Source organism: Pseudorhodobacter turbinis (assembly GCF_005234135.1).
Taxonomy (GTDB): Bacteria; Pseudomonadota; Alphaproteobacteria; order Rhodobacterales; family Rhodobacteraceae; genus Pseudorhodobacter; species Pseudorhodobacter turbinis.
This window is the reverse complement of record NZ_CP039965.1, coordinates 1386764-1412500: the sequence shown is the minus strand read 5'-3', so window position 1 is coordinate 1412500 and position 25737 is coordinate 1386764. Positions and strand designations below refer to the sequence as shown.

General features: G+C 59.0%; 22 protein-coding genes and 2 pseudogenes. 13 read left to right on the top strand and 11 right to left on the bottom strand.

Going from position 1 to position 25737, the window contains the following annotated elements:
• Positions 1 to 157: 157 nt before the first annotated feature.
• The 8 genes from EOK75_RS19255 to EOK75_RS19220 form a co-directional block, all read right to left on the bottom strand.
• A complete protein-coding gene (locus EOK75_RS19255) occupies positions 158 to 463 on the bottom strand; it encodes a hypothetical protein (protein ID WP_137195626.1) in 306 nt (101 codons plus the stop codon).
• Between the two features lie 165 nt (positions 464 to 628).
• Complete coding sequence (locus EOK75_RS19250) at positions 629 to 1651, bottom strand: hypothetical protein (protein WP_137195624.1); 1023 nt, start codon at positions 1649 to 1651, stop codon at positions 629 to 631.
• Between the two features lie 155 nt (positions 1652 to 1806).
• On the bottom strand, positions 1807 to 2397 hold the full coding sequence (locus tag EOK75_RS19245; RefSeq protein ID WP_137195622.1) for a thymidine kinase: 591 nt from the start codon (positions 2395 to 2397) through the stop codon (positions 1807 to 1809).
• Positions 2398 to 3062: 665 nt separating this feature from the next.
• The gene (locus tag EOK75_RS19240; RefSeq protein ID WP_137195621.1) at positions 3063 to 3299 is read right to left on the bottom strand and encodes a thioredoxin family protein; all 237 of its coding nucleotides are present in this window, start codon (positions 3297 to 3299) and stop codon (positions 3063 to 3065) included.
• A 12-nt stretch (positions 3300 to 3311) separates the two neighbouring features.
• A complete protein-coding gene (locus EOK75_RS19235; RefSeq protein ID WP_137195619.1) occupies positions 3312 to 4370 on the bottom strand; it encodes a permease in 1059 nt (352 codons plus the stop codon).
• Positions 4367 to 4657: an ArsR/SmtB family transcription factor gene (locus tag EOK75_RS19230; RefSeq protein ID WP_168199306.1), complete on the bottom strand. Its 291-nt coding sequence runs from the start codon at positions 4655 to 4657 to the stop codon at positions 4367 to 4369. Before EOK75_RS19230 ends, EOK75_RS19235 begins: the two co-directional genes overlap by 4 nt.
• A gap of 82 nt (positions 4658 to 4739) precedes the next feature.
• A complete protein-coding gene (locus tag EOK75_RS19225) occupies positions 4740 to 5972 on the bottom strand; it encodes a histidine kinase dimerization/phospho-acceptor domain-containing protein (protein ID WP_137195618.1) in 1233 nt (410 codons plus the stop codon).
• A complete protein-coding gene (locus tag EOK75_RS19220; protein WP_137195617.1) occupies positions 5969 to 6622 on the bottom strand; it encodes a response regulator transcription factor in 654 nt (217 codons plus the stop codon). Before EOK75_RS19220 ends, EOK75_RS19225 begins: the two co-directional genes overlap by 4 nt.
• A gap of 193 nt (positions 6623 to 6815) precedes the next feature.
• Here EOK75_RS19220 and EOK75_RS19215 point away from each other — a divergent pair, with 193 nt between their 5' ends.
• From EOK75_RS19215 to EOK75_RS19200, 4 genes are all read left to right on the top strand, one after another.
• On the top strand, positions 6816 to 8414 hold the full coding sequence (locus tag EOK75_RS19215; RefSeq protein ID WP_205965517.1) for a phosphoethanolamine transferase: 1599 nt from the start codon (positions 6816 to 6818) through the stop codon (positions 8412 to 8414).
• Complete coding sequence (locus EOK75_RS19210; RefSeq protein ID WP_137195613.1) at positions 8414 to 8803, top strand: diacylglycerol kinase; 390 nt, start codon at positions 8414 to 8416, stop codon at positions 8801 to 8803. The genes EOK75_RS19215 and EOK75_RS19210 overlap by 1 nt, the downstream gene beginning before the upstream one ends.
• A gap of 175 nt (positions 8804 to 8978) precedes the next feature.
• Positions 8979 to 9521 (top strand): biotin transporter BioY, encoded by a 543-nt coding sequence (locus tag EOK75_RS19205; RefSeq protein ID WP_137195876.1) that lies wholly within the window; start codon positions 8979 to 8981, stop codon positions 9519 to 9521.
• Positions 9522 to 9632: 111 nt separating this feature from the next.
• Positions 9633 to 10421, top strand: a complete 789-nt coding sequence (locus EOK75_RS19200; protein WP_137195612.1) for an inositol monophosphatase family protein — start codon at positions 9633 to 9635, stop codon at positions 10419 to 10421.
• Positions 10422 to 10436: 15 nt separating this feature from the next.
• Here EOK75_RS19200 and EOK75_RS19195 read toward each other — a convergent pair whose 3' ends face one another.
• Positions 10437 to 10901: an Lrp/AsnC family transcriptional regulator gene (locus EOK75_RS19195; protein WP_137195611.1), complete on the bottom strand. Its 465-nt coding sequence runs from the start codon at positions 10899 to 10901 to the stop codon at positions 10437 to 10439.
• A 104-nt stretch (positions 10902 to 11005) separates the two neighbouring features.
• Between EOK75_RS19195 and putA the strand changes: the two genes are divergently transcribed.
• Positions 11006 to 14455, top strand: coding sequence for a bifunctional proline dehydrogenase/L-glutamate gamma-semialdehyde dehydrogenase PutA (putA, locus tag EOK75_RS19190; protein ID WP_137195610.1), 3450 nt, complete (start codon positions 11006 to 11008; stop codon positions 14453 to 14455).
• A gap of 64 nt (positions 14456 to 14519) precedes the next feature.
• On the top strand, positions 14520 to 15266 hold the full coding sequence (locus tag EOK75_RS19185; RefSeq protein WP_137195609.1) for a rhomboid family intramembrane serine protease: 747 nt from the start codon (positions 14520 to 14522) through the stop codon (positions 15264 to 15266).
• 21 nt (positions 15267 to 15287) lie between these two features.
• Here the strand turns inward: EOK75_RS19185 and metF are convergent, their stop codons facing one another.
• Positions 15288 to 16157: a methylenetetrahydrofolate reductase [NAD(P)H] gene (gene metF / locus EOK75_RS19180; RefSeq protein WP_137195608.1), complete on the bottom strand. Its 870-nt coding sequence runs from the start codon at positions 16155 to 16157 to the stop codon at positions 15288 to 15290.
• Between the two features lie 93 nt (positions 16158 to 16250).
• Between metF and EOK75_RS19175 the strand changes: the two genes are divergently transcribed.
• Together EOK75_RS19175 and EOK75_RS19170 are read left to right on the top strand one after the other, a co-directional pair.
• Positions 16251 to 17174 (top strand): LysR family transcriptional regulator, encoded by a 924-nt coding sequence (locus tag EOK75_RS19175; protein WP_137195607.1) that lies wholly within the window; start codon positions 16251 to 16253, stop codon positions 17172 to 17174.
• Positions 17175 to 17518: 344 nt separating this feature from the next.
• Positions 17519 to 18297: pseudogene (locus EOK75_RS19170) on the top strand (IS6 family transposase).
• 157 nt (positions 18298 to 18454) lie between these two features.
• On the opposite strand, the gene EOK75_RS19165 reads toward EOK75_RS19170, so the two are convergent.
• Entirely contained in the window at positions 18455 to 20815 is a 2361-nt protein-coding gene (locus EOK75_RS19165) for a transketolase (protein WP_137195606.1), read from the bottom strand.
• A gap of 133 nt (positions 20816 to 20948) precedes the next feature.
• Here EOK75_RS19165 and EOK75_RS19160 point away from each other — a divergent pair, with 133 nt between their 5' ends.
• The 5 genes and pseudogenes from EOK75_RS19160 to EOK75_RS21615 all read left to right on the top strand — a co-directional run bounded on the left by EOK75_RS19160 (position 20949) and on the right by EOK75_RS21615 (position 25729).
• Positions 20949 to 21413: an Lrp/AsnC family transcriptional regulator gene (locus EOK75_RS19160; RefSeq protein WP_137195605.1), complete on the top strand. Its 465-nt coding sequence runs from the start codon at positions 20949 to 20951 to the stop codon at positions 21411 to 21413.
• Positions 21414 to 21991: 578 nt separating this feature from the next.
• Positions 21992 to 22973 (top strand): annotated as a pseudogene (locus EOK75_RS19155) (IS5 family transposase).
• Between the two features lie 227 nt (positions 22974 to 23200).
• On the top strand, positions 23201 to 23560 hold the full coding sequence (locus EOK75_RS20965) for a hypothetical protein (protein ID WP_168199304.1): 360 nt from the start codon (positions 23201 to 23203) through the stop codon (positions 23558 to 23560).
• 34 nt (positions 23561 to 23594) lie between these two features.
• Positions 23595 to 24682 (top strand): IS3 family transposase gene (locus EOK75_RS19145; RefSeq protein WP_137192138.1). Its coding sequence is split into 2 segments (ribosomal slippage): positions 23595 to 23856 and positions 23856 to 24682, totalling 1089 coding nucleotides; the frame shifts between segments, so codons are not numbered across the junction.
• Between the two features lie 9 nt (positions 24683 to 24691).
• A complete protein-coding gene (locus EOK75_RS21615) occupies positions 24692 to 25729 on the top strand; it encodes an IS66 family transposase (protein WP_137195603.1) in 1038 nt (345 codons plus the stop codon).
• Positions 25730 to 25737 lie beyond the last annotated feature (8 nt).

Sequence of the window (25737 nt, the reverse complement as noted above, 5' to 3'; positions counted from 1 at the left end):
GCTACATTCATTTGCCATTGCGAGAGGTGAAAGCGTGACAACCGTTCAAGCCGACCAAATGCATCGCATCATGGTCGGCCCCTAATCAACAGGATGGTGAGAGGTGCGACCGCTGCCCAGCCGCCCTCCTTTCCGCCATCACTGCCGGATCAAAACCTCAGCCACCACAATAGGCGGCAGCCGTTTCGCCGAAATTCTTGTAACGCGCCCAGAATTCATTGTCCCGGTTGCTTTTGGACATGCGAACCGTCTGGGCTTGATCAGGGTCCGCGAAAAAGCGCGCAGCCTTACGTTGGTCGCCGCCCTTCAAGGTCATATCTGCGACCTGCTGGATACAGCCACAAACAGCGCGATTGGCCTGCTTGCGATCCGACTTCAGGCAGGCGCTCTCAATCGGGCCTGCCATTGCAGTCACGGGAAGAGAAAGCGCCAGAACGGTTGCCGCGAAAAAAATCTTAGTCATTGCTCGACCTCATTTATTGCGCAGGGTTTACCCTGCTGCGTGTACTGCTTGGGCGAATTCTAGCAAGGCTGGTGCAATTTCTCAACGAAATATAAGAGGGGCGGCAGTTTGACGCTGAAGGGCTAAACCTTGGGGCACTGAATGCCGGACCCACAAGATAACGCGCTACCTTGTGCAAATATCTTGCAGGCTCACCCAATCCCCGTCGGGAAGAATCGCGGCAGGAACAACATTGCTGAAGGGATCCGCCTCAATCAGATGCAGCGTAGATTCGCCCGAGGGGTCGCGCACATGGGCGTAGGGCGTCGTTGCCAAGCCCGCCGCCTCAAACCGCGCTAGCAAAATCGCATCCGAAGGCGGCGCTTGCGGCGCCTCAATCAGGGTTTCCGCATAGCCTGCAATCGCATCATCCGGCAGCGCCCCGCTGGTCAAAAGCCGGAAAGTGGCCCCGATACCCGCGTGATGCAGCAAGGGCAGCATCGGGTCCTTCATCTCGGCGGTGATACGGGCAGCAAGGGCAAAGCCTGCGGCGGCCTCCGGCCCGTCATGTTCCGCCAACAGCGACTCGGACAGCACAACCAACCGCCCCGGCAAACTTTGGGCCTGTGCAACGGCGGTGCGGACCACGACGATCTCGACCCCGCTATCGGGCCCGAACAAGCGCCCCGAGAGTTTCGTAAGGGCCGCCTGCCCGCTCTTGGCCTTGCACGGCTGGCCGGTGAGGCGCGTCAGATCGGCCAAGGCCGCGCGGCCAATTTCGGCCCGTGTAGGACGCGGCAGAAAAGACGCCGTGTGCTGCACCAACGCATCCGGCAGCCAAAAGACACCAACCGCCAGCACTCCTATTGCCATGACCCCCAAAAGCGAATTGCGCAAACGCCCTGGATGCGGGCTTGCCGCGCGAATGGCTGCATGAACGGTTTCAAGCGCCGCAATCATCTCGGCGTCATCGACTTCCAGCGTTTCGCCCTCATCCGGGCCGGGCGCGAACAGGGCGGGCATCTCACCGGGGTTCAGACGTTTGATGGCAGGAAGCGACCAATGAGCAAGCGCCATATCCTGCTTGGGATCGGACAATATTAGAGAGGTGTCACCAAAATTGGCAATCACTTCCCGCCTCTGGCCCCCTGCGTTTTCACGCCAAAGACCAGAGCATTCCAGCTTTTGGTATTTCGTTAGGGCCGTCATTGCCTGCGGTGGCCTTATCTGCTGCCATACTAAAGATAGTGATACCCGAGCCGGAACGATTGCACAATCGAACAGCGCCCGCCAACGGCCTTCAGGGCGAAGTTTCGGGCCTCGCTGTGATTGTTGGCGTCAGGCTGCGGCCATAACGTGCCTTGTCACGTGGCCGCAAAGTCCCCCACAGCTTCGCGCCAATGGCGACGGCAGAGCGAGACATAGGTCTCATTACCCCCGATCTGCACTTGCTCCCCATCGCGCAGGATCTCGCCATCGGGGCCTTTGCGCACGACCATCGTCGCCTTCTTGCCGCAATGGCAGATGGTGCGCACTTCGCGCATCTCGTCTGCCCAAGCCAAAAGCGCTGCCGAGCCCGGAAAAAGGTTACCCTGAAAATCCACCCGCAGACCATAGCACATGACAGGCACGCCAAGGTCATCCACCGCACGGGCAAGTTGCCAAACCTGTTCTGTCGTCAGGAACTGCGCCTCATCAATGAAAATACAGGCGATTGGGCCCCGCATAAGACGCGCCCTGATCTTGGCGAACATTTCCTCGCCGGGCGCGAAAGTGTCGGCATCCTCGCCAATGCCGATACGACTGGCAATCCGGGCCTGGCCAGCGCGATTGTCCAGCTTGGCGGTGATCAGATAGGTCGTCATGCCCCCCTCGCGGTAATTGTGCGAGGCTTGCAAAAGCGCGGTCGATTTGCCCGCGTTCATGGTAGAGTAATGGAAATAAAGCTTGGCCATGGCCGCTTGTTAGCCTTGGCACGGCGCTGCGGGCAAGAGGTGAAAAGCGCCTGCCCGTGCTATATTCGAAAAACAGGGGCAACCGCCCCAAGGCACATTCCGTGATGAAAAGTGGCCCGCCGCATCGAAGGAACCACCTTTGCAGGGGGCCGATCCGGCGGGCCGTACAAATGCCGATGCTGGGGGCACCGGCTACTCGTTAACATTCCAACATACACTGGAAATGTCATCATTGATCACAAATTCTGAAGGCCAGCTTAACGCGAAACACAAAGAGAACACCGAAAAACACATCTGCCCCGTTCTTCCAGGCCTAAGCCGGACGAAGGGCAGCAAGGCGGTTGCAACAAGTATCGGGAATAAAAAGTTTTAAAACAACGTCTTAACTTAACTGCTGCGAAGCTATTCATGCAGCAACCCACCCGTTTCCGGTGTAGAAAAGCTTCAAATTCTCTATATTTCGCGCGACCTCAGCCCCGATTCTTGCAACTATGGATTGATTGCATCCTGCAGGCACCGATTTCTTCTATGCAAAGCAGAACAGGGGTGTGCCTGAAAAGCAGATATGGCGGACAGGCCCCGATGATCGCATCCAGACGGGAAAGCCCGCAATCAGCGATGGGCCACACCCGCCCGCCCATTAGGCAATCCTCCGGATAGTGGCCTCATGCAGACAGCCATTCATCCAGCTTGGCCTTATCGGGCAAACCGCCCGCGTGAACCAGCTTGCCATCAATGGTGATGCCCGGCGTCGACATGATCCCCGCCATAGCAATTTCCCGTTGATCGGTGACTTTCTCTACCGCCACCTCAATGGACAGCCGCAAAGCGGCCTCCTTCACCATGTCCTCGGTTGCCGTGCAGCGTTTGCAGCCAGGGCCGTAAACTTTAATCTGTTTCATATCTCTTCTCCTTCAGAGCAACAGGTTGAACAAAAAGCCGGTGGCAAGGATGCCCATCGCCACGACAACGACGAAAACCGCGATCAAGCGCAGCGTTAGCACCTGCTTGAGGATGATCATCTCGGGCAGACTGAGCGCGATGACCGACATCATGAAGGCCAGCGTCGTGCCAAGCGCCGCCCCCTTGCCCAGCAACGCCTCGACAATCGGAATGACGCCTGCCGCATTGGTATACATCGGCACGCCGACCACTACGGCGGCAGGAACCGACCACCATGCCTCGCCGCCCATGATTTTCAGCATCACCGCTTCGGGCACATAGCCATGGATCAACGCGCCGATCGAGATCCCGATCACAACCCAGATCCAGACCTTTCCAAGAATTTCACGAACCTGTTCCAGACCGATCTTGATGCGGTCCACCATGGTCAGCCGCTCCTCGGGCAGGCCATGGGCCGCGCCTGCGTTCAACTTACGCACCCAATCTTGCAAATAGCGCTCCAGCCCCATCCGGCCCATAACCCAGCCGGCCAATGTCGCGATGCTAAAGCCGAACACCAGATAGATCGCCGTGATCTTCCAGCCCACCAATCCAAACAAAAGCCCAAGGCCAACCGGCCCCACCATCGGCCCTGCGATCAGAAAGGAAAAGGTGACCCCCAGCGGAATGCCCGCCGACACAAAGCCGATAAACAGCGGCACCGAAGAGCATGAGCAAAACGGCGTCAGCACCCCAAGCCCCGCCGCCAGCGGATAGCCAAGGATTTCGCGTTTGCCCGACAGGATCGCGCGGGTTTTCTCGGGGCTAAACCAACTGCGCAATACGCCGGTGATGAAAACAATCAGCGTCAACAGCAGCAGCACCTTGGGCACATCATAGATAAAGAAAGCAATGGCCTCGCCCGTGTGGCTATTGCGGGCCACAGGAAACAGCGCGGTTGCCCATTCCGAAAACGGGACCAACTGGCGGTAAAGCAGCAGCCAAACACCACCGGCTGCGGCAAGACCCGCATACCAGCGCCAATCAGAGCGCGCATGATCCGGCTTGATATCTTGGGTTTCAGTGGTCATGCGGCCGCCCTTTCCTGTTCGTTTTCCACCTTCAGAACCGCCATGATCAGACCTGCAACATCCCGATGCAGATCCGGATTCAACCGGTACCGCACCCATTGTGCATCGCGCCGGTCGGTCACCAGCCCCGCCTGCTTGAGGATTTGCATATGGCGCGACATCCGGCTTTGCGTGGCCCCCAGCGTTTTCATCAACTCACAGACACAGTGTTCGTCACCATCCGCCAGCAGACGGATCGCCTTAAGCCTTGTCGGCTCTGCCAAAGCGGAAAGAATAGATATGATCATAAGAACGCTCCCCTTATGCGCTTATGCGCATAAGGGGAATTCTTGCGTTGATCGAAATCAACCCGACAGCAAAATCTTGCGCTTATTGCGCGCGATCCGCGAAGGTGACCGTTACAACCGCCTGCCCGTCAGAGATCTGTTTATCAATCCGGGCCCCCATGACATTCACAAGCGCCGAGACGATGGACAGCCCCAATCCAGCGCCCCCCGATTGCGCGCCCTTGCGAAAGGGGCCCTCAAGGAAACCCGGATTATCCGTCGGGTTTTCGACCCTTAGCTGCGCCCCCGGTCCAAGCCGGACACGAACGGTGCCGGTGCCATGTTCCACAGCGTTCTCAAGCAAATTGCGGAACAAAATCGCAAGCGCGTCAGAATCATGCGGCACGATCATCTGTTCATGATCGCCATCATCAAAATGGAGGGGGCGGTCGGTGTTGCGCCCAACCTCCTCGATCACCAGCCGCAAGATCTGCACCAGATCGCTTGGCCCCGCGCCAAGGCCCAATCCGGCTTCGCTCCTCGACAGTTGCAACAGACGCTCCAACCGATGGGTCAGGCTTTTTAGCTGCGGCACGGCCAATTTGGCATCGGGATCAGACGACAGCTCCAGCCGCGCGCGGATGCTGGCGATCGGGGTACGCAGCTCATGCGCGGCATTGGCGATGAACTGACGCTCTGCCAAACGCAGGGTTTCAATGCGGGCGATATAGGCATTCATCCCCGCAATCAGCGGCAGGGTTTCTTGCGACAGATCATCTAGCGGCACGGGCGACAGATCCTCGGGCTTGCGCGCAGCGATTGTGGCGGCAAGGCGCTCTAGCGGGGCAAGGGCCTGCGCAAGGCTGCGCCGCAAGCCCCAGATCAACAGCGCGATCATCGGCAAGATCATAACCAACATGGAAGAGGCCGCCTCCCACAGCTCCTCTCGGCGCCAAGACATATCGTGGCCGACCTCCACAATCCCGCCACCGGCCGCAAGCCGCAAAACCCGCCATCCAGCCCTGTCATGAAAGCCATCCTTCTCCAGCACGGGCCATGGCGCGTCAGCCGTGCTTTGGCCGGTTCGGGTGACCCGCAACACCCGATTGCCGCTGGCATCGGTTAACCCGATCACACGCGGGTTCGGTGGCCCCTCGGCGTCCTCCAAAAAAAGCGCCGTCGCCTCGGCGACCGTCTGCAATTCCTCATCAAGGATCTCGTTCATCTCATAGCGGATCGCAAATGTCGCAATCAAAACCGTCGCGGCCCAAGCCAGCAACACGAGGCCCAACACATAGCGCGTCAACCGCCGCCGGATCGACCAAGTGCGCGTCATCGCAGCATATATCCCAATCCCCGCCGTGTTTCGATCATCTGCGCCCCAAGTTTTTGGCGCAGCCGCGAGATATACACCTCAATCGCGTTCCCCTCAATCGTCGCATCATATGCATAAAGCGCGTCTTCCAGTGCGGCCTTGCCCAGAATGCGGCCCCGCGCGCCCAAAAGGGCATCAAACACCGCCCATTCACGCGATGTCAGCCGGATTTCCTTTTGCCCGCGCCACAGGCGGGCGGCGGCGCGGTCCACCTCCACCTCCCCCAGTTGGATACGGGTCGCGGGGCTGCCCTGCGCGCGGCGTGCATGGGCCCGGATCCGCGCCACAAGCTCGCCCAGATCAAAGGGTTTGACGATATAATCATCCGCCCCAGCATCAAGCCCCGCGATGCGGTCGGTGATCTGGTCACGGGCGGTGGCTATGATGAACGGGGTTCGGTCCCCCGCCGCGCGCCGCCCCTTCAACACCCCCAAGCCGGAGCCGTCGGGCAAGCCAAGATCAAGGATAACGCAGGCATATTCCGTGACATCAAGGGCGGCATCCGCCTCGGCGGCGCTGCGGGCGTGGTCCACCGCATGCCCCTCCCGCCCCAAAAAGAGCAGCACGGCATCGGCCAAATCCTGTGTGTCCTCGACAAGAAGCAATCGCATGACCTTTCATAGCGGGCCTTTATGCCCCGGTCACAAAAATCTGCAAATGGCGCGAGCGATTGTAAGGCTGGCGCAAGCTTGGGGGCGCAAAAGGCGCCAAGCCGGTGGTTTCAGACCGGCAGTCAATCATGCACAGGCCCCAATGTTTCCCAGGTTCGCCCTCCGTTCTACCGGTCTTCTCTCTGCCCGTCCTGTGTTGTCACAGATTACGTTGAACGTCATTATCGCAAGCTATGTGCTGGCGCTGCTGAACCTCGGCTTTTGGACGCGGCTTTTCGCGCAATTCCCGCAAGCGCCGATCAAGGCGGTGATCTTTGGCATCGGGGTCTGGGCGTTGACGGTGATGCTGCTGGAACTGCTTGGCCCGTCGCGCCTGCAAAAGCCGGTTGCGGCGGTGCTGATCCTGATCGCGGCCAGCGCACAATATTACGAGCGCAGCTTTGGTGTGCTCATCGACCGCGAAATGGTCCGCAGCATCCTTGAGACAACCGTGACCGAATCGCGCCATCTGATCACTTGGCGCATGATCGGGACAATTTTGCTGACGGGGGGCGTGCCTGCTGCACTTGTGTTTTGGCCAAAGGTCCGACGGGCATCCGCCCTGCATCAGCTTTGGCGCTGGCCGCTGGGGGTGGCGCTTTCCGCCGTGGTGGTGCTGGCCGCAGTTTTCAGCCACTATAAGGATTACTCTGCCATGCTGCGCGAGCGGCATGACATGATGGGGGCCTATCAACCCGGCGCATCACTGGCGGCCCTTACCAATTACCTGCGTGAGGAATGGAAGAGCGCTGATCCCACAGCCGCCCCCGTTGGACAAGATGCCACGCCCGGCCCCTATCTTGCAGCTGCGCCCAAGCCGGTCCTTTTGGTGATGGTCGTCGGCGAAACAGCACGGGCACAGAACTTTGGTCTGAATGGCTATGTGCGGGACACGACACCGCAACTGCGCGCGCGTGGCGTCATCAACTTCAGCGATGCGCATTCTTGCGGCACCTCTACTGCGGTTTCGGTGCCGTGTATGTTCTCACCGCTCGGCAAGGCCGAATATTCCCGCGATGCCTTTTTGCGCCATGAGAACCTGCTGGATGTGCTGGCCCATGCGGGCGTCAAGACCGAGTGGTGGGACAATAACACCGGCGACCAGAATGTGGCCAAACGCGTGGCATGGAACCGCGTTGACGCCGTCCTCGCGCCCAGTGCCTGCCAAATCGAATGCACCGATGAGGCATTTTTGCCGGTGATCGCGCAGGTGCTGGCGCAGATACAGGACAACACCGTGCTGATCCTGCATTCAATCGGCAGCCATGGCCCGTCCTATTATCTGCGCTATGACCCAAAGGACGCCGTTTTCCAGCCAGACTGTCGCAGCTCGCAGTTTTCCGACTGCACGGCCGAGGAAATCACCAATGCCTATGACAATTCCATTCTGGAAACCGACCGGGTTCTGGCGCGCGCCATCGATATGCTTGCGGCCTCTGATCGCGTGTTGCCTGCCTTGGTCTATGTCTCGGACCATGGGGAATCGCTGGGCGAAAGCGGCCTTTACCTTCACGCCGCCCCCGCTTTCATGGCCCCGCCAGAGCAAACGCGCGTGCCTTTCCTGATGTGGTTTTCCCCTGCGTTTGGCGACGCGATGGGTCTGCCCCCTAGCTGCCTTCTGGCCAAAGCAAACCGTCCCGTCAGCCATGACAACCTATTCCACAGCGTGTTAGGCTTGATGAATATCGAAACCGGTGCCCGCAATCCCGCGCTTGACCTGACGGCTGACTGCCCCTCGAAGGAAATGATCTGATGACAGCCTCCTTTCCGCCCAAGCCACAGCGCCCGACACCGCGCGCAGGGCTGCTCCATATTCTTGATGCTGCGAAATATTCGCGTGATGGGGCCCTGCGCCTGTGGCAAGAGACCGCCGCCCGGCTTGAATGCGGCACCGCAGTTCTGGCCGCGGTCCTGTTCTTGTTTCTCGGCGCATCCCTGCGGCAATGGCTGATCCTCACAGCGCTTTATCTGGCGTTGCTTATGGTTGAGGCGCTCAACACCGCCATCGAAGTTCTCACAAACGTCGTGTCACCACATTGGTCAATAGAGGCCAAACACGCAAAGGACCTCGGTTCTTTGGCTGTAGGGCTGATGCTTGCCATCATTGCAGGCTATGTGGCGGCGGTTCTTCTGCGGCTGTAGCCCCAAAGCGGGGCCATCCTCGGCGATACGGAAAACCCTGATGACCTCCCCGCGAAGCAGCCGTAATCAAATCGGCCAACTCCGTTTCGGGCAAGCGAACTGAAACCTGTCCTTGCCGTGGCACATGGTTTTGCCTACTGCTTGCGCATCGCATCCTGACCAAAAAATGGATCTCATGGAAAAGAACGTCACTTATATCGCCCTTTTTGCAGCCCTCATCGCGGTGCTGGGGCTTGTCCCGCAGATCACACTGGCCGTTGGCGTACCCGTCACCGCACAAAGCATGGGAGTCATGCTCTGCGGAACCGTTTTAGGCGCGAAGCGGGGCGGGTTGGCAGCACTTTTGTTCATCGGGTTAGTCGCTTTGGGGCTGCCGTTGCTCAGCGGCGGACGCGGCGGCCTGGGCGTGTTCTCCGGCCCGACGGTAGGCTTTGTGGTCGGCTTTCCGATAGCAGCCTTTCTGACCGGCCTCTTGATGGAAAAATTGCGCGCGCCGATTGGCATTGCAGCAGCGGGGGCGTCGCTTTTGGGCGGTGTTCTGGTGCTCTACGGGGTCGGAATCACCGGCATGGCACTTGTTTTGGGCAAAAGCTGGATCGCTGCGGCGGGGATTATGGCCGTTTATCTGCCCGGCGATCTGATCAAGGTCGCTTTGACCGGTTTCATCACCCAAGGCCTTGCCAAACTGCGCCCTGATGCGATTTTATCGCGTCATTAACCACCCCTCACGCAATTAGCCCGCTCCGGATGCCGATTACGGGCAGCAGCCCCTTGGCATCCGGGGCACTCACCGCTATAGGCTTTGGCCGGACACGGATGGAGCCCCGGCATGCAAGGCAGCGCGAATCTCAACCTTATGAAGAAAGCCGCGCGCAAAGTTGGGCGCGCATTGGTCAAGGATTTCCGCGAAGTGGAAAACCTGCAAGTTTCGGCCAAAGGCCCGGGGGATTTTGTCACCCGCGCCGACCGCGAGGCGGAAAAAACCCTGCGCGAAGAACTGTTGGGGGGACGCCCCACCTATGGTTTCTTTGGCGAGGAAACCGCCGAAACCGAAGGCGCGGACCCTACCCGCCGCTGGATCGTGGACCCGCTGGACGGCACCACCAACTTTTTGCACGGTCTGCCGCATTGGGCGATCTCTATCGCGCTGGAGCATAAGGGCGAGATTATCGCCGGCGTTGTCTTTGACGCTGCCAAGGACGAGATGTTCTGGGCCGAAAAAGGTGGCGGTGCCTGGATGAACGAAAGCCGTTTGCGGGTTTCGGGCCGTCGCAGCCTATCGGAAAGCATCTTTGCAACCGAGATTCCAGCCATTGGCAAAGCCACCCTTCCTGCCAGCTTGCAGGATTTTGCGCGTCTTGCCCCTGTGTCGGCTGGTGTGCGCAGCTGGGGTTCGGCCGCGCTGAACATGGCTTATGTCGCTGCCGGTCGTTTCGACGGCTATTGGGCGCGCGGTATGCGGCCTTGGGATATCGCTGCCGGTCTGGTGCTGGTGCGCGAGGCGGGCGGTTTGCTGTCTGCGGTCCGCGAAGGCCATGACCCTTTGATCAACGGCACCATCCTGTGCAGCAATGAGCCGCTGTTTGAAGGTTTCCGCAAGGTGATCCGCGGCGAATAAGCCGCGCCCTTCCGATCAAACGCCACTTTCCTTCACCGATTCCATCGCAACATGGGTCGAGGTTGACGAAACATGCGGGAGCGCAGAAATACGCTCCCCCAGCACACGGCGGTATTCCTGAATGTCGCCAGTGCGCACCTTGAGCAGATAGTCAAAGCGGCTGGCCATCATATGGCATTGCTCCACCTCCGGGATCGCGAACACCGCCTTGTTGAAGGCTTGCAACGCCGATTCGCGGGTATCCGACAGCCGCACCTCCACAAAAGCAACATGAGATAAGCCCATCTTGATCGGGTCCAGCTGCGCGCGGTAGCCGGTGATGACACCTGCATCCTCCAGATGCTTCAACCGGGCTTGGGTCGGGGATTTCGACAAGCCGATGCGGCGCGCAAGCTCGGTCGCGCTGATGCGCCCCTCGGCGGATAGCACCCGCAGAATCGCTTTATCAAAGCGGTCCATCTCTATCTGTTTTGACGGCATCGTTTTACCCCTCGTAATCAGCCAAAACGGCTTCGAATTGACGTAAATCAGGACGAACGGCTTTCGCTTCTGCCCTATATTACGCCAAAGAGGAGAGCTTGCCCATGCCCCGTGATACCCTTGAAACCGCTTGGACCATCATTGACCGCCACCCCCTGCGCCCCGAGGCAGCCATTGTCCAAGAGCTGATCACCGAGGCGGGCCTGACGCCTGACGATCGCGCGCGCATTGCCGCCAGCGGTGCCGATCTGGTCCGCGCCATCCGCGCCAGCGCCAAGCCCGGCTTGATGGAGGTATTCCTTGCCGAATACGGGCTTTCCACCGACGAAGGCATCGCGCTGATGTGTCTGGCCGAGGCGCTGCTCCGCGTGCCCGATGCCGACACGATTGACAAGCTGATTGAGGATAAGATCGCCCCCTCTGATTGGGGCAAGCATCTGGGCCATTCGGCATCCTCGCTGGTCAATGCCTCTACTTGGGCCTTGATGCTGACGGGGCGTGTGCTGGACGACCGCAAACCCGGCATTGCCAAGAATTTACGCGGCGCGGTCAAGCGTTTGGGGGAACCGGTGATCCGCACCGCCGTTTCCCGCGCTATGAGGGAAATGGGCAAGCAGTTCGTGCTTGGCGAAACGATCGAGGCCGCGATGAAACGCGCGCAAGAGCTAGAGGGAAAGGGCTTCACCTATTCCTATGACATGCTGGGAGAGGCGGCCCGCACCGAAAAGGATGCCCGCCGCTATCATCTGGCCTATGCGGCCGCGATCAGCGCAATCGCCAAGGCCGCGAAATCCAAGGACATCCGCGAGAACCCCGGCATTTCGGTCAAGCTTTCTGCGCTACATCCCCGCTATGAGGTGGCCAAACGCGACCGCGTGATGGAAGAGCTGGTACCACGTGTCCGCGCGCTGGCGGGCCAAGCAAGGGCAGCCGGTCTGGGCTTCAACATTGATGCCGAAGAGGCCGACCGTCTGGCCCTGTCATTGCAAGTGATTGAGGCGGTTCTGGCCGATAAGTCCCTGAAAGGCTGGGACGGGCTTGGCGTTGTTGTGCAGGCATACGGGCGGCGCGCAGGCCCCACGATCGACTGGCTTTACGGTCTTGCCCAGCGGTTGGACCGCAAAATCATGGTGCGTCTGGTCAAAGGTGCCTATTGGGATACCGAGGTCAAGCGCGCGCAGGTAATGGGCATGGAAAGCTTTCCGGTCTTTACCCGCAAGCAGGCCACCGATGTGTCCTATATCGCAAGTGCCAAAAAGCTTTTGGGCATGGCGGACCGGATTTACCCGCAATTCGCCACACATAACGCGCATACGGTGGCGGCAGTTCTGGATATGGCCCCCGACAAGCGCGCCTTTGAGTTCCAGCGTCTGCACGGCATGGGCGAACGCCTGCATGATATTGTGCTAGAGGGTGAAGGCACACGTTGCCGCATCTATGCCCCCGTCGGCGCGCATCGTGATTTGCTGGCCTATCTGGTGCGACGTTTGCTGGAAAACGGGGCCAATAGCAGCTTTGTGAACCAAATCGTCGATGAATCCGTCCCCCCGGAAGAAGTCGCCGCCTGCCCGCTGACCGAGATGGAACAGATCACACCCGTTGAGAGCCCGATCCTCATCACGGGGCCTGCGCTTTTCGGGGATCGCGCCAACTCCAAGGGGTGGGATCTGACTGTTACCGCAGATCTAGAGGAAATCGCACAGGCACGCGCGCCGCACGAAACCCTGCTGTTCAACGCCCGCCCCGTTTTGGCCGGCCCCGTTGCAGGCGGGCAGCGTCATGAGGTCCGCAACCCCGCAACCGGCGAGGTGGTGGGCTATGTCCTTCCTGCCGCCATGCCGGATGTGCAAACGGCCCTTACCGCCGCAACCCCGTGGGAGGCCGCCCCAGCCCAGCGTGCCGCCGTCTTGCGCCGCGCCGCCGACCTTTATGAGGCAGAATTCGGCACCATCTTTGCGCTTTTGGCCCGAGAGGCTGGCAAGACCCAGTCCGACGCCGTTGGTGAATTGCGCGAGGCAGTCGATTTCCTGCGCTATTACGCCGATCAGGGCGAGGCGCAAACTGCCCCCGCGCGCGGCATCTTCACCTGCATCAGCCCGTGGAACTTCCCGCTGGCGATTTTCACCGGCCAGATCGCGGCGGCACTGGCTGCGGGCAATGCCGTGCTGGCCAAACCAGCCGAGCAAACCGGTTTGATCGCAGGCTTTGCCGTTGATCTGCTGCACAAGGCCGGGGTGCCGGTTACCGCCCTGCAACTGCTGCCCGGCGAAGGTGCGGTTATCGGGACAGCGCTAACCAGCGATCCGCGCGTGGCGGGTGTGTGCTTTACCGGCTCGACCACCACGGCGCTGCGCATTCGCCGCACCATGGCCGCCCATCTGGAGCCGACAGCCCCGCTGATCGCCGAAACCGGCGGGTTGAACGCGATGGTCGTCGACAGCACCGCCCTGCCCGAACAAGCGGTGCGCGACATCCTTGCCTCCAGCTTTCAATCGGCAGGGCAGCGATGTTCGGCGTTGCGCTGTCTTTATGTGCAAGATGATGTGCGCGACACCATTCTGGAAATGCTATACGGTGCGATGGATGATCTGGAGGCGGGCAACCCTTGGGATCTGGCAACCGACATCGGCCCCGTCATCGACGCCAAGGCGCAGGCCAGTATCCGCGATTATATTGAGGCCGCCCGCGCCGAGGGTCGTGTCCTCAAGGAAGGTCAGGTGCCATCAGACGGCACTTTCATCGCGCCCACGGTGATCAAGGTCAACTCCATCGCTGATATGCCGAATGAAATTTTTGGCCCGGTGCTGCATGTCGCGCCGTGGAAATCAGGCGGGTTGAGCCGCGTTCTGGATGAGGTGAACGCAATGGGCTACGGGCTGACATTCGGGCTGCACAGTCGGATCGATGACCGTGTGGAGCGGGTCGTCAGCCAGATTTGCGTTGGCAACACCTATGTGAACCGCAACCAGATCGGTGCGGTTGTCGGCAGCCAGCCCTTTGGCGGCGAGGGTCTTTCGGGGACTGGCCCCAAGGCGGGTGGCCCCGATTACATCGCGCGCTTTACCCGGCCCGCGCCCCCACCCTTGGCGGGAAATGAGGCCACGACGCGCCTTGCCGATGTGAAAACCGCCCTCACGGCGCAGACGCCATCGCGCACGCCAATCCATGTGCGCGATCTGCCGGGGCCAACGGGCGAGTCCAACCGGCTCTCGGCCTTTGCGCGCGCGCCTTTGCTGTGCCTTGGGCCGACCGCCCCGCAGCTTTTGGCACAGGTTGAGGCCGTGCGCGCCCTTGGCGGCACAGCGGTTGAGGCTGGCAATATTGATGCGGACGCCCTGCGCGATCTGCAAGGTTTTGCGGGCGCGCTTTGGTGGGGTGATGCAGAAAGGGGCCGCGCCTATGCCAACGCCCTTGCTGCGCGCGACGGTGCGATTTTGCCCCTGATCGGCAGCCTTCCGGATGCGGGCCATGTGCAGCTGGAACGTCATGTTTGCGTCGACACCACCGCCTCGGGCGGGAATGCGCAACTTTTGGCGGAAATGGGAGAGGCCTGAGTTTTGCGCGATTTGCACGTAAACGGGACTTGACCCCTGAACGCGGATCGGAAAACGTGGCGCCATGTTTCCGATCCGCGACCATAACCCGTCAGGGCGCACGCCCTATGTCACCTATGCGCTGATTTTGGCGAATATCGGTGTGTTTTTAAGCTATTGGCTGGCCATGCCTTCCGATGCGCAGCTTTCGACACTGTTTGTCGATTGGGGGCTTGTGCCGCGCCGCGTGATTTGGGGGCAAGACCTGCACGGGCTGTTCACCTCGATGTTTTTGCACGCGGGCTTTATGCATCTGGCGGGCAATATGCTGTTTTTGTGGATTTTCGGCGATAACCTGGAGGATGTTCTGGGCCACGCGCGTTTCTTCGGGTTCTACATCTTGTCAGGGCTGGCCGCCGCCGCGTTGCAGATCATTGCCGATCCCGCCTCGCCCATACCGATGGTGGGCGCCTCGGGCGCGATTGCGGGGGTGATGGGGGGCTATTTGCTGCTATTCCCGCGCGCCAAGGTTGATATTCTGATCATCTTTGTGATCTTCTTTCGCGTCATCCCCATTCCGGCATGGATCATGCTGGGCCTGTGGTTCGGGGTGCAAGTATTCAACGGGGTCGCCATCCCCGGAGAGGATGGTGGCGTGGCCTATTGGGCGCATGCAGGCGGGTTTATCGCCGGTTTGGTGATGATGATCCCCATCTGGCAAAAACTGGGCGGGAGGGCCTTTTGGCAGCACAATCATGGCCTGCCCCCCCATCCCGTCGCGCGCTATGAGGCCGTCAAATCCGGCATTCCCCGCGTGGGCCGACGCCGGTAAAGGCGGCTGTCACCAGATAGATCAAGCGACGTTTTGCAAGCCTACCTGCGGGTTGACGCCCAAGGCATGACAAACTTCACGTGTCAGATGCGGCTTGTTGAGGGTGTAGAAATGCAGATCCTCTACCCCCTCGGCCATCAGCGTATCGCACAGCTCGGTGCAAAGCGCAGTTGCCAGCAATTCCTCACGCCCGTCACGGATTGCGGCAGTAAATGCCTCATCCAGCCAAGCGGGTACTTTCGTGCCGCAGCGGGCCGCGAACTTCTTGGTGCCAGCCCAGGACTGGATCGGCAAGATGCCCGGAATGATCGGCGCGGTGATCCCTTCACGCGCACAGGCATCGCGAAACCGCAGAAAAGTTTCCGCCTCAAAGAAAAACTGGGTCATCGCACTGCTGGCACCGGCATCGATCTTGCGCTTGAGGAACCGCACATCGGCCATGGTATCGGCCGAATCCGGGTGCGGCTCTGGGTAGGCCCCAACACGGACCTTGAATTTTCCGGTTGCCGCCAGCGCTTCCACCAGCTCCACCGAAGAGGCAAAGCCTTCGGGGTGTGGCGTGAATTTCTCCGCGCCTTTCGGGGCATCACCGCGCAGGGCCACGATTTCCGTCACCCCCGCATCGAAATAACTATCAGCGATTTCAAGGGTTTCGGCGCGGGTCGCATCCACACAAGTCAAATGTGCAGCCACGTTCAGCCCGTAATTCTTGCCAATCGCGCCCACCGCCTCATGCGTCAGCTTGCGGGTAGTCCCGCCGGCACCATAGGTTACGGATACGAATTTCGGAGCCAGCGGCGCCAAGGTTTGCACCGTATCCCACAGCCGGAAGGACGCATCCAGCGTTTGCGGGGGGAAAAACTCAAAGGAAATGTTCGGCGTCTTGGACATAATGTAAGCTCCTGCTCTGACCTCTCTTGTCGCCGATTTCGCGATGTGAGACAATTTCATAATTCTAATCATGTTTATGAGGATGATCGCATAATGCACATCGAGTTCCGCCACCTGCGCACCATCCGCGCCATACATCAGGCCGGCGGGCTGGCGCGCGCGGCTGATATGCTGAACATGACCCAATCCGCGCTCTCGCATCAGGTGAAGGGGCTGGAGGAGCAAGCGGGCGTGGAGCTGTTCGTGCGCCGGTCCAAGCCGCTCAAACTTTCGGCGGCCGGCCTGCGAATGCTGCGTTTGGCCGATCGTATCCTGCCCGAGATCGAGGCACTGGAGGAGGAATTCCGCGGCCTGCGTTCAGGCAAGTCCGGGCGGCTGCACATTGCGATTGAATGTCACGCCTGCTTTGAGTGGCTGTTTCCGGTGCTGGAACTGTTTCGCCGTGCGTGGCCCGAGGTGGATGTAGACATTCGCGCAGGCCTTGCCTTTGAGGCGATGCCCGCCCTGCAACGCGAAGAGGTTGATCTGGTCATCTCCTCGGACCCGATCCCCTTGGCCAATGTGGTCTTTAACCCCTTGTTTGATTACCAGCCGATGTTCGTGGCCTCGGCGCAAAACCCCTTGGCCCAAAAACCGATGATCGAGGCCGAAGATTTCCGCGACCAAATGCTGATCACCTATCCTGTCACCCGCGACAAGCTAGATGTTTTCACCGAGCTGTTGACCCCTGCCAAGGTTGAGCCCCGCAGCATCCGTCAGGTAGAGCTGACAGCCGTGATCTTGATGCTGGTCGGGTCTAACCGTGGGGTCTCGGTATTGCCTGATTGGGTGTTGCGCGATGTCCGCTCTAACGCCGATTATGTGACCCGTCCTCTGGGGCCGCAACCCATCACCAAGCGCCTCTATGCCGCTATCCGCGAGGATGACGCCGCCAAACCCTATATGGCGCATTTTCTCAAACTAGGCCGGAGCGAGCCTGTGAAAATGCAGCGGAACTGCACGTCAAAAGTTGATTGAGTACATTAGATCATGGTGCGGACGGTGGGACGAGGCAATCTTTTATAATCAACAGCTTGTTAGATGCCAATCCCCCCATCTGTGGAGGCGTTTGCAACTAGAACTACGCAGCCATTTGGTGCTGGTTCAATTTCATCGCTGGGGGTAAGCCCACCGATACCCATATTCGGCCGGTCGTTGTTGTAAGATGTGGTGGTTTCCGCTCTCTCCAGACGGCATTTTAATGTGCCAAAAGTGAAGGTGAAAGAACCACAACGTGGAGAGGACGGCGAGATGAACGATACTATGATCGGGGTAGGTATTGCCAAGTTGTTCGGTCGTTATGAACAGGTTAAACTGATCCTATGAGCACCCCAAACAATATGCCGCGCCTAAAGGGCTTCCGCTATCCGCGTGAGATCATTCGTACGCCGTCTGGGCGTACTACCGGCTAGCCCTGAGCACGGCTGATGTTGAAGACCTGTTGGCAGCGCGGGGCGTTATTGTCAGCCGGGAAACGGTCCGGCTGTGGGTCAATCGTTTTAGTTGCCACTTTGCAGATTGCATCCGCCGGGGTCGACCGCGACCGAACGGCAAGTGGCACATGGCACATGGCACATGGCACATGGCACATGGCACATGGCACATGGCACATGGCACATGGCACATGGCACATGGCACATGGATGAAGTCGTAATCACGATCCGTGGCAAGAGGCACTGGCTGTGGCGCGCAATCGACGCAAATGGAGATGTTCTTGTACAAACGCGTCGGAATGCTAAAGCGGCGAAGCGGTTTTTCCAACGATTGGTTGCCCGGTTCGGCGAACCAAGGGTCATCATCACTGACAAATTGCGCAGCTACATCAAGCCGATCAAAAATGCTGGCCCCGGACGCTGACCACCGCGCCCACAAAGGCCTCAACAATGCGATCGAAGCGTCGCACCGGCCGACCCGCAAACGGGAGAAGATATTCGGGCGGTTCAAATCCCACCGACAAACTCAGAGGTTTCTGTCTGCGCATGACCAAATCAACCTGATTTTCCGTCCCCGCCGCTATCAACTCACCGCAATCTCATACCGCCACGCCCGCAGCGATGCGTTCAGCCTCTGGGCCGATTACACCGCCGAATTGGCGGCATAGCCCTGCCTTTTTTAATGCTTCACAGGTGATCGACAACAACTTGGCAATACCTAGTGAGCTGATCGACCTGATGCCCAGCCTCGGCCCTGCCTGACGAAAGCGATGGTCCTATCTTGAAAACGCTTGGGCAAGATCGCCGTCTTGCCCAAGCGGTTCGTTATAGAATGCCGATTTTCGGCGCAGCACTGCTGGCGACGATCGCAGCCGTATCGATGCCGAAATGGTGATAAAGGTCGCCAATGGTGCCCGTTTGGCCGAAATGCTCCACCCCGAGCGAGACCGTGCGATGACCGCCCACCCCGCCAAGCCATGACAGGGTGGCCGGATGCCCGTCGATCACCGTCACCAATCGGCAATCGCGCGGCAGCTCGGCCAGCAGATGCTCGATATGGGATTGCGCATGATGTTGGCCACGCGCCCGCGCACGTTGCGCCGCCGTCCAGCCTGCGTTCAGCCGGTCCGCCGAGGTGACGGCCAGCACGCCCACATCGCGGTGCTTTTCGCCAATGATGCCCGCCGCGCGGATCGCCTCGGGGGCCACGGCCCCTTGATAGGAGATCACCACCTGACAATTCGGGCCCGGCGCGCGCAACCAGTAAGCACCATCGATGGCCCCCTGCCGGAACGCATCATCATGGCGTTTTCCGGGCTGTTCCAACGGGTTGGTCGTCAGGCGCAAATAGACCGACCCGCCGGTTTCATCGCGCAGCCATGTACGCTCATCCGGGTCGCCATCGCCGTCGCGCTGAACATAATCGAACGCCCAATCCATGATGACGACCAGCTCGTCCACAAAGGCCGGCTCAAAGGCGGCCAGGCCGTCCTGGCTCATCCCGATCAAGGGGGTCGCAACCGATTGATGCGCGCCGCCTTCGGGGGCCAGCGTCACCCCGGATGGTGTGCCCGCCACCAAAAAGCGCGCATCCTGATAACAGGCATAATTCAACGCATCCAGCCCGCGCGAGATGAACGGATCATAGAGCGTGCCCACCGGAATCAACCGCTTGCCAAACAAGGAATGCGACAGCCCCGCCGCCCCCAAAAGCAGGAACAGGTTCATCTCGGCGATACCCAGTTCGATATGCTGGCCCTCCGGCGCGAAATCCCATTTGGCGGTGGAGGGGATCTTATGCGCGCGGAACGTATCCTCAACAGCCTCGCGCGCAAACAGCTTGCGCCGGTTGACCCAAGCGCCCAACCCCGTCGTGCCCGTCACATCGGGGGATGTGGTGACAATACGTTCGGCCAGCTTGCTTTTGCCGCGCGCCAGATTGTCCAGTATCTTGCCAAAGGCGGCTTGCGTCGAGATCTCGCGGTCCGCGCTGAGGGTCGTGGCGGGAACCTCTATGCGGTCATCCTGCCGCCGCCTGCGCCCTTTGGCAAAAAACGGCACCTTGGCAAGGAAATCCTGCAGCGCATCAGGGTCTGGCACAGCGGCGAATTTATCCCATTCCTGCCCTTCCGGCACCCCCATATAGGTTTGCCAATCGGCCATCTGCGCCTTGGTCATCAACCCGCCGTGGTTGTCCTTATGCCCGGCGATCGGCGTCCCCCAGCCCTTGATCGTATAGGCCAGAAAACACGTTGGCCGGTCATGGTCGATGGCGGCAAAAGCATCGGCCATCGAGCTAACGCAATTGCCCCCGAGGTTCTCCATCAACCGCGCCAGTTCCTCGTCCGAGCGCCGCTCGATCAAGGCCGTCACATCGCCCTGATCCCCCAGATCATCCAGCAAATGTTGGCGCCAGACCGCACCGCCCTGAAAGGTCAGCGCCGCGTAAAGCTGGTTCGGGCAGGCGTCGATCCAGTCGCGCAAGGCGGCACCGCCCGGCTCGTCAAAGGCGGCGCGTTGCAGCACGCCATATTTGACCCGCACCACATCCCAGCCAAAGGCGTCGAATACCTTTTCGGCACGCTCCCACAGCCCCTCGCGGACGACCCCGTCCAGCGATTGCCGGTTGTAGTCGATGATCCACCAGGTGTTGCGCAGCCCGTTTTTCCATCCCTCTTGCAGGCACTCGTAGATATTGCCCTCGTCCAGTTCGGCATCCCCCATAAGGGCAACCATACGGCCCATCTTAAGGTCTGCGCCCCAGTCCTTGGCCTTGATATAATCCTGCACCATGGACGCAAAGGAGGTAATGGCCACGCCCAGCCCCACCGACCCGGTCGAGAAATCCACATCATCCACATCCTTGGTCCGGCTGGGATAGCTTTGCACTCCGCCAAAGCCACGGAAATTCTGCATCCGCGGCAAGTCGAGGTTGCCCATCAGATATTGCATCGCATGAAAGATCGGTGAGGCATGGGGTTTGACCGCCACGCGATCCTCGGGGCGCAAGGCTGAGAAATAAAGCGCCGTCAACATCGACACCATCGACGCAGAAGAGGCCTGATGCCCGCCGATCTTGATGCCCTCGGCTTTGGGCCGGATGTGATTGGCGTTATGGATCATCCAATGCGACAGCCACAAAAGCCGTTGTTCGATTGCACGAAGATGCTGATCTGTGTTGTCCATTCGGTCCTCCCTTAATTACCCTGCAGGAATACACCAAAAGCTTTGCATTTAACGCGCGAATTTTGCTCTTGCTTGACGGTATATTGGCTGTATCCTCTAACATATTGTATATTTTTAACGGATTTCAGCACATATGACCAATAGCTTGGATAAGTTGGATCACCGGATCCTGCATGAGCTGCAACGCGATGCACGGCTTAGCCTGCAAGAGCTGAGCGACAGGATCGGCCTATCGCCCTCTCCCTGTGCGCGGCGCATCCGCAAGCTGGAGACCGAAGGCTATATCACCGGCTATAGCGCGCAAATTGATGAGGCCAAATTGGGCTTTGGCTTTAACGTGTTCGTCTCGGTGCGGCTGGACCGGCAGGCAGACGACCGGCTGGTCAGCTTTGAGCAACAGGTCAGAAACTGCCCCGAGGTGGTCGATTGCTGGCTGATGACAGGCAGCTTTGACTATCTTTTGCGCGTGGCCGTTCGCGACCTCAATGAGTTCGAGCATTTCCTGACAGGCCGCCTGACAAAATTCTCCGGCGTGGCCTCGCTGGAATCGTCAATCCCGATACGCCGTGTCAAATACCAGCCTGCACGGCTGGACTAGGGTCTTAAGTGACAGGCCACCGCCCGTCCGCGCCCGTTCTCAATTCGGGCGCTTGGTGGCACAAAGCAGAAGTGGCTGCGGACATGGGATCCGATCTATCCTTTCCAAAATGCGCGGCCATGGTGACGTGTGTCGTACGGAGGGGTGTCGCAAGTCGCATCTGTGGTCAGGAACTGATGTCGTCTTCGGGGATTTGGTCCGGCAGAACGGAACGGCAGCTTGATCAAAAAAACTGAAACGCCGCTTTCGAGGATACCGGCCGGTGCCCCGCAGGCAGAGCGCGCCAAGCGATCTCCTGAACGCAGTGCAGTAGCTGGACCAGTTGGCGACGCGGCCACAGGCGGGTGGCGGCTTACTCATGCCACTCGTCTACCCCCATGGATATAAGATGTGAATCATTCACCAGGAGCATTTTTCTACAACGATAGTTCTATACACGGGCCCTCTCGCCCCATGGCGCGAAAGTTTGGCCGTCAAGTATTGGCCCCCGGCTTCTCTGACATATCAGGGAGGCGTTGTTGCAAAACTCTGACGGCAGGCGATTCACAAGGTGAAACAATGCGGTTAGACAGGCTTTCATGAGCAAGCCCCCAATCGCCCGCTATCGCACGACGAACTGGAAATCCTACAACGATGCGCTGAAGCGCCGTGGTCCACTGTTGATCCGTTGCCCGGCAACGCATGCCTGCATGCGTGAGAGGGTGGTTGGACAAGGACATGATGTGGCTCGCCCCGAAGGCGGGCCGCCCTGGTCGCCCACCAGTGTTTTCTCCCGCCGCGATACAGTTCTGCCTCATGGTGAAGGTTCTGTTCAGCCTACCACTGCGGCAAGCGACTGGCATGGTGGGCAGCATCCTGCAGATGGCAGGCCTGGACTGGACGGTGCCCGACTTTTCGACCCTGAGTCGGCGACAAAAGACCATCACGGTGCAAATGTCGAACCGCCGTGCGCCGGGGCCTATGAACCTGCTGGTGGACAGCACGGGGATCAAGTTCTTGGGCGATGGCGCCCTCTCGGGCGATTGCGATGCAATCCCCTGCCGGGTAACAAATGGCTTGCGCGCAAGCATGGCACACATCGCCGCCGCCAGTATCGTAAGGTGCATCTGGCGATGGATACTGCCACCGACGACATCCGGGCGGTGGAGTTCACCTCAAGCGACCACGGTGACAGCCCGGTTCTACCTCATCTTCTGGACCAGATCCCGCCCGATGAACAGATCGGCACAGTGACCGGTCCCTCACATGCATGTAAACATGCACTGCCGGGCAGTGGATGGCGCCTTCGACACCCGCCGTTGTCACACCGCGATCCTTGATCGAGGCGGCACCGCAGTCATCCCCATTCGCAAGAATGGCCGCCGCTGGAAAGAGGATTGTCCCTCCGCCCAAGCCCGCAACGACATCCTCAGGGCGACCTAACGCCTGGGCAGGGCCATTTGGAAACGCTGGTCCGGCTATCACGTCAGAAGTCGTATCGAGGCCGGGATCCTCGTAGACCCACCTTGGCATATTGATGCCGTCGGGGGGCGGTCACATCATCAAAGCCATACAGCTTAACAAACTGCGCTTGACCAACTATTCTCCAAAAAACTGCGCTTTCAAGCGGAGGTATACTCGGCAGCTTACATCCGCTAACGTGTTGTTGTCGTTCGACATTCAAAGGCCGACTCGGAGTGAATTATTCTTATTATAAATCAGTAACTTAATATGTTTTCCGACATTCTGAGAGCCAACTTACCGACGTCCGCAAACCAACTTTCGACATCTTAAAAGGCACTCACCAGATGTCCATACCAGGTGGGAACGAAAAAGGCCGCCCTGAGGGGGCGGCCAGCGCAAGAGTGGTTGTTAACGGTTGGCGACTATTTTCGTCTGACCCGCTTCCGGGGTTTCTTTTGTTCTTCAATCCACCGATCCATTGCGCGGGTGGTGTCGATCCCGCGCCAATACTCGGAAATAAAAGGATTGAGATCTTCGTCACAGCTCATCCTGCCATAATAGGCAGCGGCGAAATGATCGAGATTTATGACAGCTTCATGGTCGAGTTTCGCCTCACCGATGGCTTCGATCGTGAGTTCGATGGCCAAACCAAACCGATAGGCGACGGGGTAATCCCCCCCGAAAGTAAGGGGCTGCGGAAGTAGAATTTTCTCGGCAAGATGAACGAGGAGATTTTGAATGAAAATGACCAGATATAGCGAACCCCAGATCCTTGCGATCCTGCGCCAAGCCGAAGGTGGTGTGCCGGTGGCCGAGCTTTGCCGTGAACATGGCATGAGCAATGCGTCGTTTTACAAATGGCGTGCGAAGTATGGTGGCATGGATGCATCCATGGTCAGCCAGATGAAAGCCATGGAGGAAGAGAACCGCAGGCTGAAGCGGATGTATGCAGATCTGAGCATGCAGGCGGACTTATTGAAGGAAGCCCTCGGAAAAAAGTAACGGGGCCATCTCAGCGCCGCGAGATGGCCGAAACGGCGGTAGAGCGACGGGGCGTCAGCATCGCGCTGGCGTGCCGGGCCTTCGAGGTCAGCGAGACCTGCTATCGTTACAGCCCGAAGCTGAAAGACGAGAACGAGGTGATCGCCGATCTGCTGACAGGGCTGACGGATGCGCGCAAGACTTGGGGATTTGGCCTGTGTTTCCTGCATTTGCGCAACGTGAAGGGGCATCCGTGGAACCACAAGCGGGTCTACCGGATCTACTGTGAGCTGGAACTGAACCTGCGCATCAAGCCGCGCAAGCGGCTGAAACGGGAGAAGCCTGACGTTCTGGCGGTCCCGAACAGACCGAATGTGACCTGGTCCATGGACTTCATGGCGGATCGCCTCGGCGACGGCAGGGCTTTTCGGCTTTTGAATGTGTTGGACGACTTCAACCGCGAAGGGCTGGGGATCGAGGTTGATTTCTCGCTCCCTGCCGAACGGGTCATCCGCAGCCTTGATCGCATTATCGAATGGCGCGGAAAACCGGGCACGATCAGGGTCGACAATGGGCCGGAATATATCAGCGAAACACTGAGAAAATGGGCTGAGAAACATAGTGTTACGATCCAGCACATCCAACCCGGACAGCCCCAGCAGAACGCCTATGTCGAGCGCTACAACCGGACGGTTCGGCATGAATGGCTGGATCAATACATCATCGAAAGCATCGAGGAGGCTCAGGATCAGGCCACACAATGGCTCTGGACATATAACAACGACCGCCCGAACATGGGCATCGGCGGCATCACACCCGCTATGAAACTGAAAATGGCCGCGTAAGTTCTACAGATGCACCCCGTTAAAAAGGGGGCGATTACCATACTTTCTGCCTTCAATGAAGTCCCGGATTGCCCGACATCGGCCAAGACGGCCGTTGGAAATCGGATCAGCGGCATCCTGGCCATGTTCTCAGAATCTGAAAGCGGCGTTCGGACCGCCAAGCAGAAAATCACGCACCTTAAAAGTGAGTTGCGCAGGACCAAAGAACAGTTGGCGGTTCTCAGGCAGGAGCTCTTCGACAAAAGTTCGGAGAAAGAAAAGACGTTGCTGGATGACGAAGACCCGCGATTTGCACTTTATGAGGAGGACGAAGAACCGAAAGACGAGCCGAAGGGTAAAAGGGCAAGGAAGCTGCCAGCTGATATTGAAACGATCATCGAGCACCATTATCCCGAAGAAATGACCTGCGGCTGCGGGCATCCGCTCAAATCAATTAAGCGCGAAGAGCGCGTTGGAAGACTCCGGATAATTCCCGAACATGTGGTTTTGGTAAAGGATGTCTATCATACCTGCGCGTGTAATCGGGGTTTGTGCAAAGAGAACAAGCCAATAGCTGCAAAGTCACAGAGCTTTATTATGAGGGGGCGAGGTATCGAACCCGAATTCGCCGCGGAAGCAGCTTGTCAAAAGTTCTTCGAGCATATTCCGTCGTTTCGCATGGAGCGCCGCTTGATGAACTGCAATGTAAATTTGAGCCGTCAGGCCATTGCCAGAAACATCGCCCACCTTTCAAAATACCTGGCACCCTTGAGAGATGCGCTTCAGTCACATGTAAACGCCGGTTATGTGGCACACATGGACGAAACGCCAATCTCGGTCCTGAATCCCGGCAAGGGTAAGTGCGATATCGGATATATTTGGGCAACCTGTCGCGATGAACGTCGCTGGAACCCGGACGCACAGCCCGCGGTGGTCTATCATTATGCGCATTCACGTGCTGGGGCGGTGGCCGAAGGTATTCTCGACGGCGCGTCGTTGCGTTTCCTGCAGACTGATGGCTACGCCGCATACAATTGCCTCTTTAAAAAGGGGGCGATTACCGAATGACGGCCTGA

Bases quoted from the DNA above. Each gene is read 5' to 3' on its own strand.
- EOK75_RS19250 (WP_137195624.1), bottom strand. From the start codon at position 1,651: ATGACGGCCCTAACGAAATACCAAAAGCTGGAATGCTCTGGTCTTTGG.
- EOK75_RS19245 (WP_137195622.1), bottom strand. From the start codon at position 2,397: ATGGCCAAGCTTTATTTCCATTACTCTACCATGAACGCGGGCAAATCG.
- EOK75_RS19220 (WP_137195617.1), bottom strand. From the start codon at position 6,622: ATGCGATTGCTTCTTGTCGAGGACACACAGGATTTGGCCGATGCCGTG.
- EOK75_RS19165 (WP_137195606.1), bottom strand. From the start codon at position 20,815: ATGGACAACACAGATCAGCATCTTCGTGCAATCGAACAACGGCTTTTG.
- EOK75_RS21615 (WP_137195603.1), top strand. From the start codon at position 24,692: ATGCACCCCGTTAAAAAGGGGGCGATTACCATACTTTCTGCCTTCAAT.
- EOK75_RS19255 (WP_137195626.1), bottom strand. From the start codon at position 463: ATGACTAAGATTTTTTTCGCGGCAACCGTTCTGGCGCTTTCTCTTCCC.
- EOK75_RS19225 (WP_137195618.1), bottom strand. From the start codon at position 5,972: ATGACGCGCACTTGGTCGATCCGGCGGCGGTTGACGCGCTATGTGTTG.
- putA (WP_137195610.1), top strand. From the start codon at position 11,006: ATGCCCCGTGATACCCTTGAAACCGCTTGGACCATCATTGACCGCCAC.
- EOK75_RS19235 (WP_137195619.1), bottom strand. From the start codon at position 4,370: ATGACCACTGAAACCCAAGATATCAAGCCGGATCATGCGCGCTCTGAT.
- EOK75_RS19240 (WP_137195621.1), bottom strand. From the start codon at position 3,299: ATGAAACAGATTAAAGTTTACGGCCCTGGCTGCAAACGCTGCACGGCA.
- EOK75_RS20965 (WP_168199304.1), top strand. From the start codon at position 23,201: ATGTCCATACCAGGTGGGAACGAAAAAGGCCGCCCTGAGGGGGCGGCC.
- EOK75_RS19160 (WP_137195605.1), top strand. From the start codon at position 20,949: ATGACCAATAGCTTGGATAAGTTGGATCACCGGATCCTGCATGAGCTG.
- metF (WP_137195608.1), bottom strand. From the start codon at position 16,157: ATGTCCAAGACGCCGAACATTTCCTTTGAGTTTTTCCCCCCGCAAACG.
- EOK75_RS19205 (WP_137195876.1), top strand. From the start codon at position 8,979: ATGGAAAAGAACGTCACTTATATCGCCCTTTTTGCAGCCCTCATCGCG.
- EOK75_RS19230 (WP_168199306.1), bottom strand. From the start codon at position 4,657: ATGATCATATCTATTCTTTCCGCTTTGGCAGAGCCGACAAGGCTTAAG.
- EOK75_RS19185 (WP_137195609.1), top strand. From the start codon at position 14,520: ATGTTTCCGATCCGCGACCATAACCCGTCAGGGCGCACGCCCTATGTC.
- EOK75_RS19175 (WP_137195607.1), top strand. From the start codon at position 16,251: ATGCACATCGAGTTCCGCCACCTGCGCACCATCCGCGCCATACATCAG.
- EOK75_RS19200 (WP_137195612.1), top strand. From the start codon at position 9,633: ATGCAAGGCAGCGCGAATCTCAACCTTATGAAGAAAGCCGCGCGCAAA.
- EOK75_RS19195 (WP_137195611.1), bottom strand. From the start codon at position 10,901: ATGCCGTCAAAACAGATAGAGATGGACCGCTTTGATAAAGCGATTCTG.
- EOK75_RS19210 (WP_137195613.1), top strand. From the start codon at position 8,414: ATGACAGCCTCCTTTCCGCCCAAGCCACAGCGCCCGACACCGCGCGCA.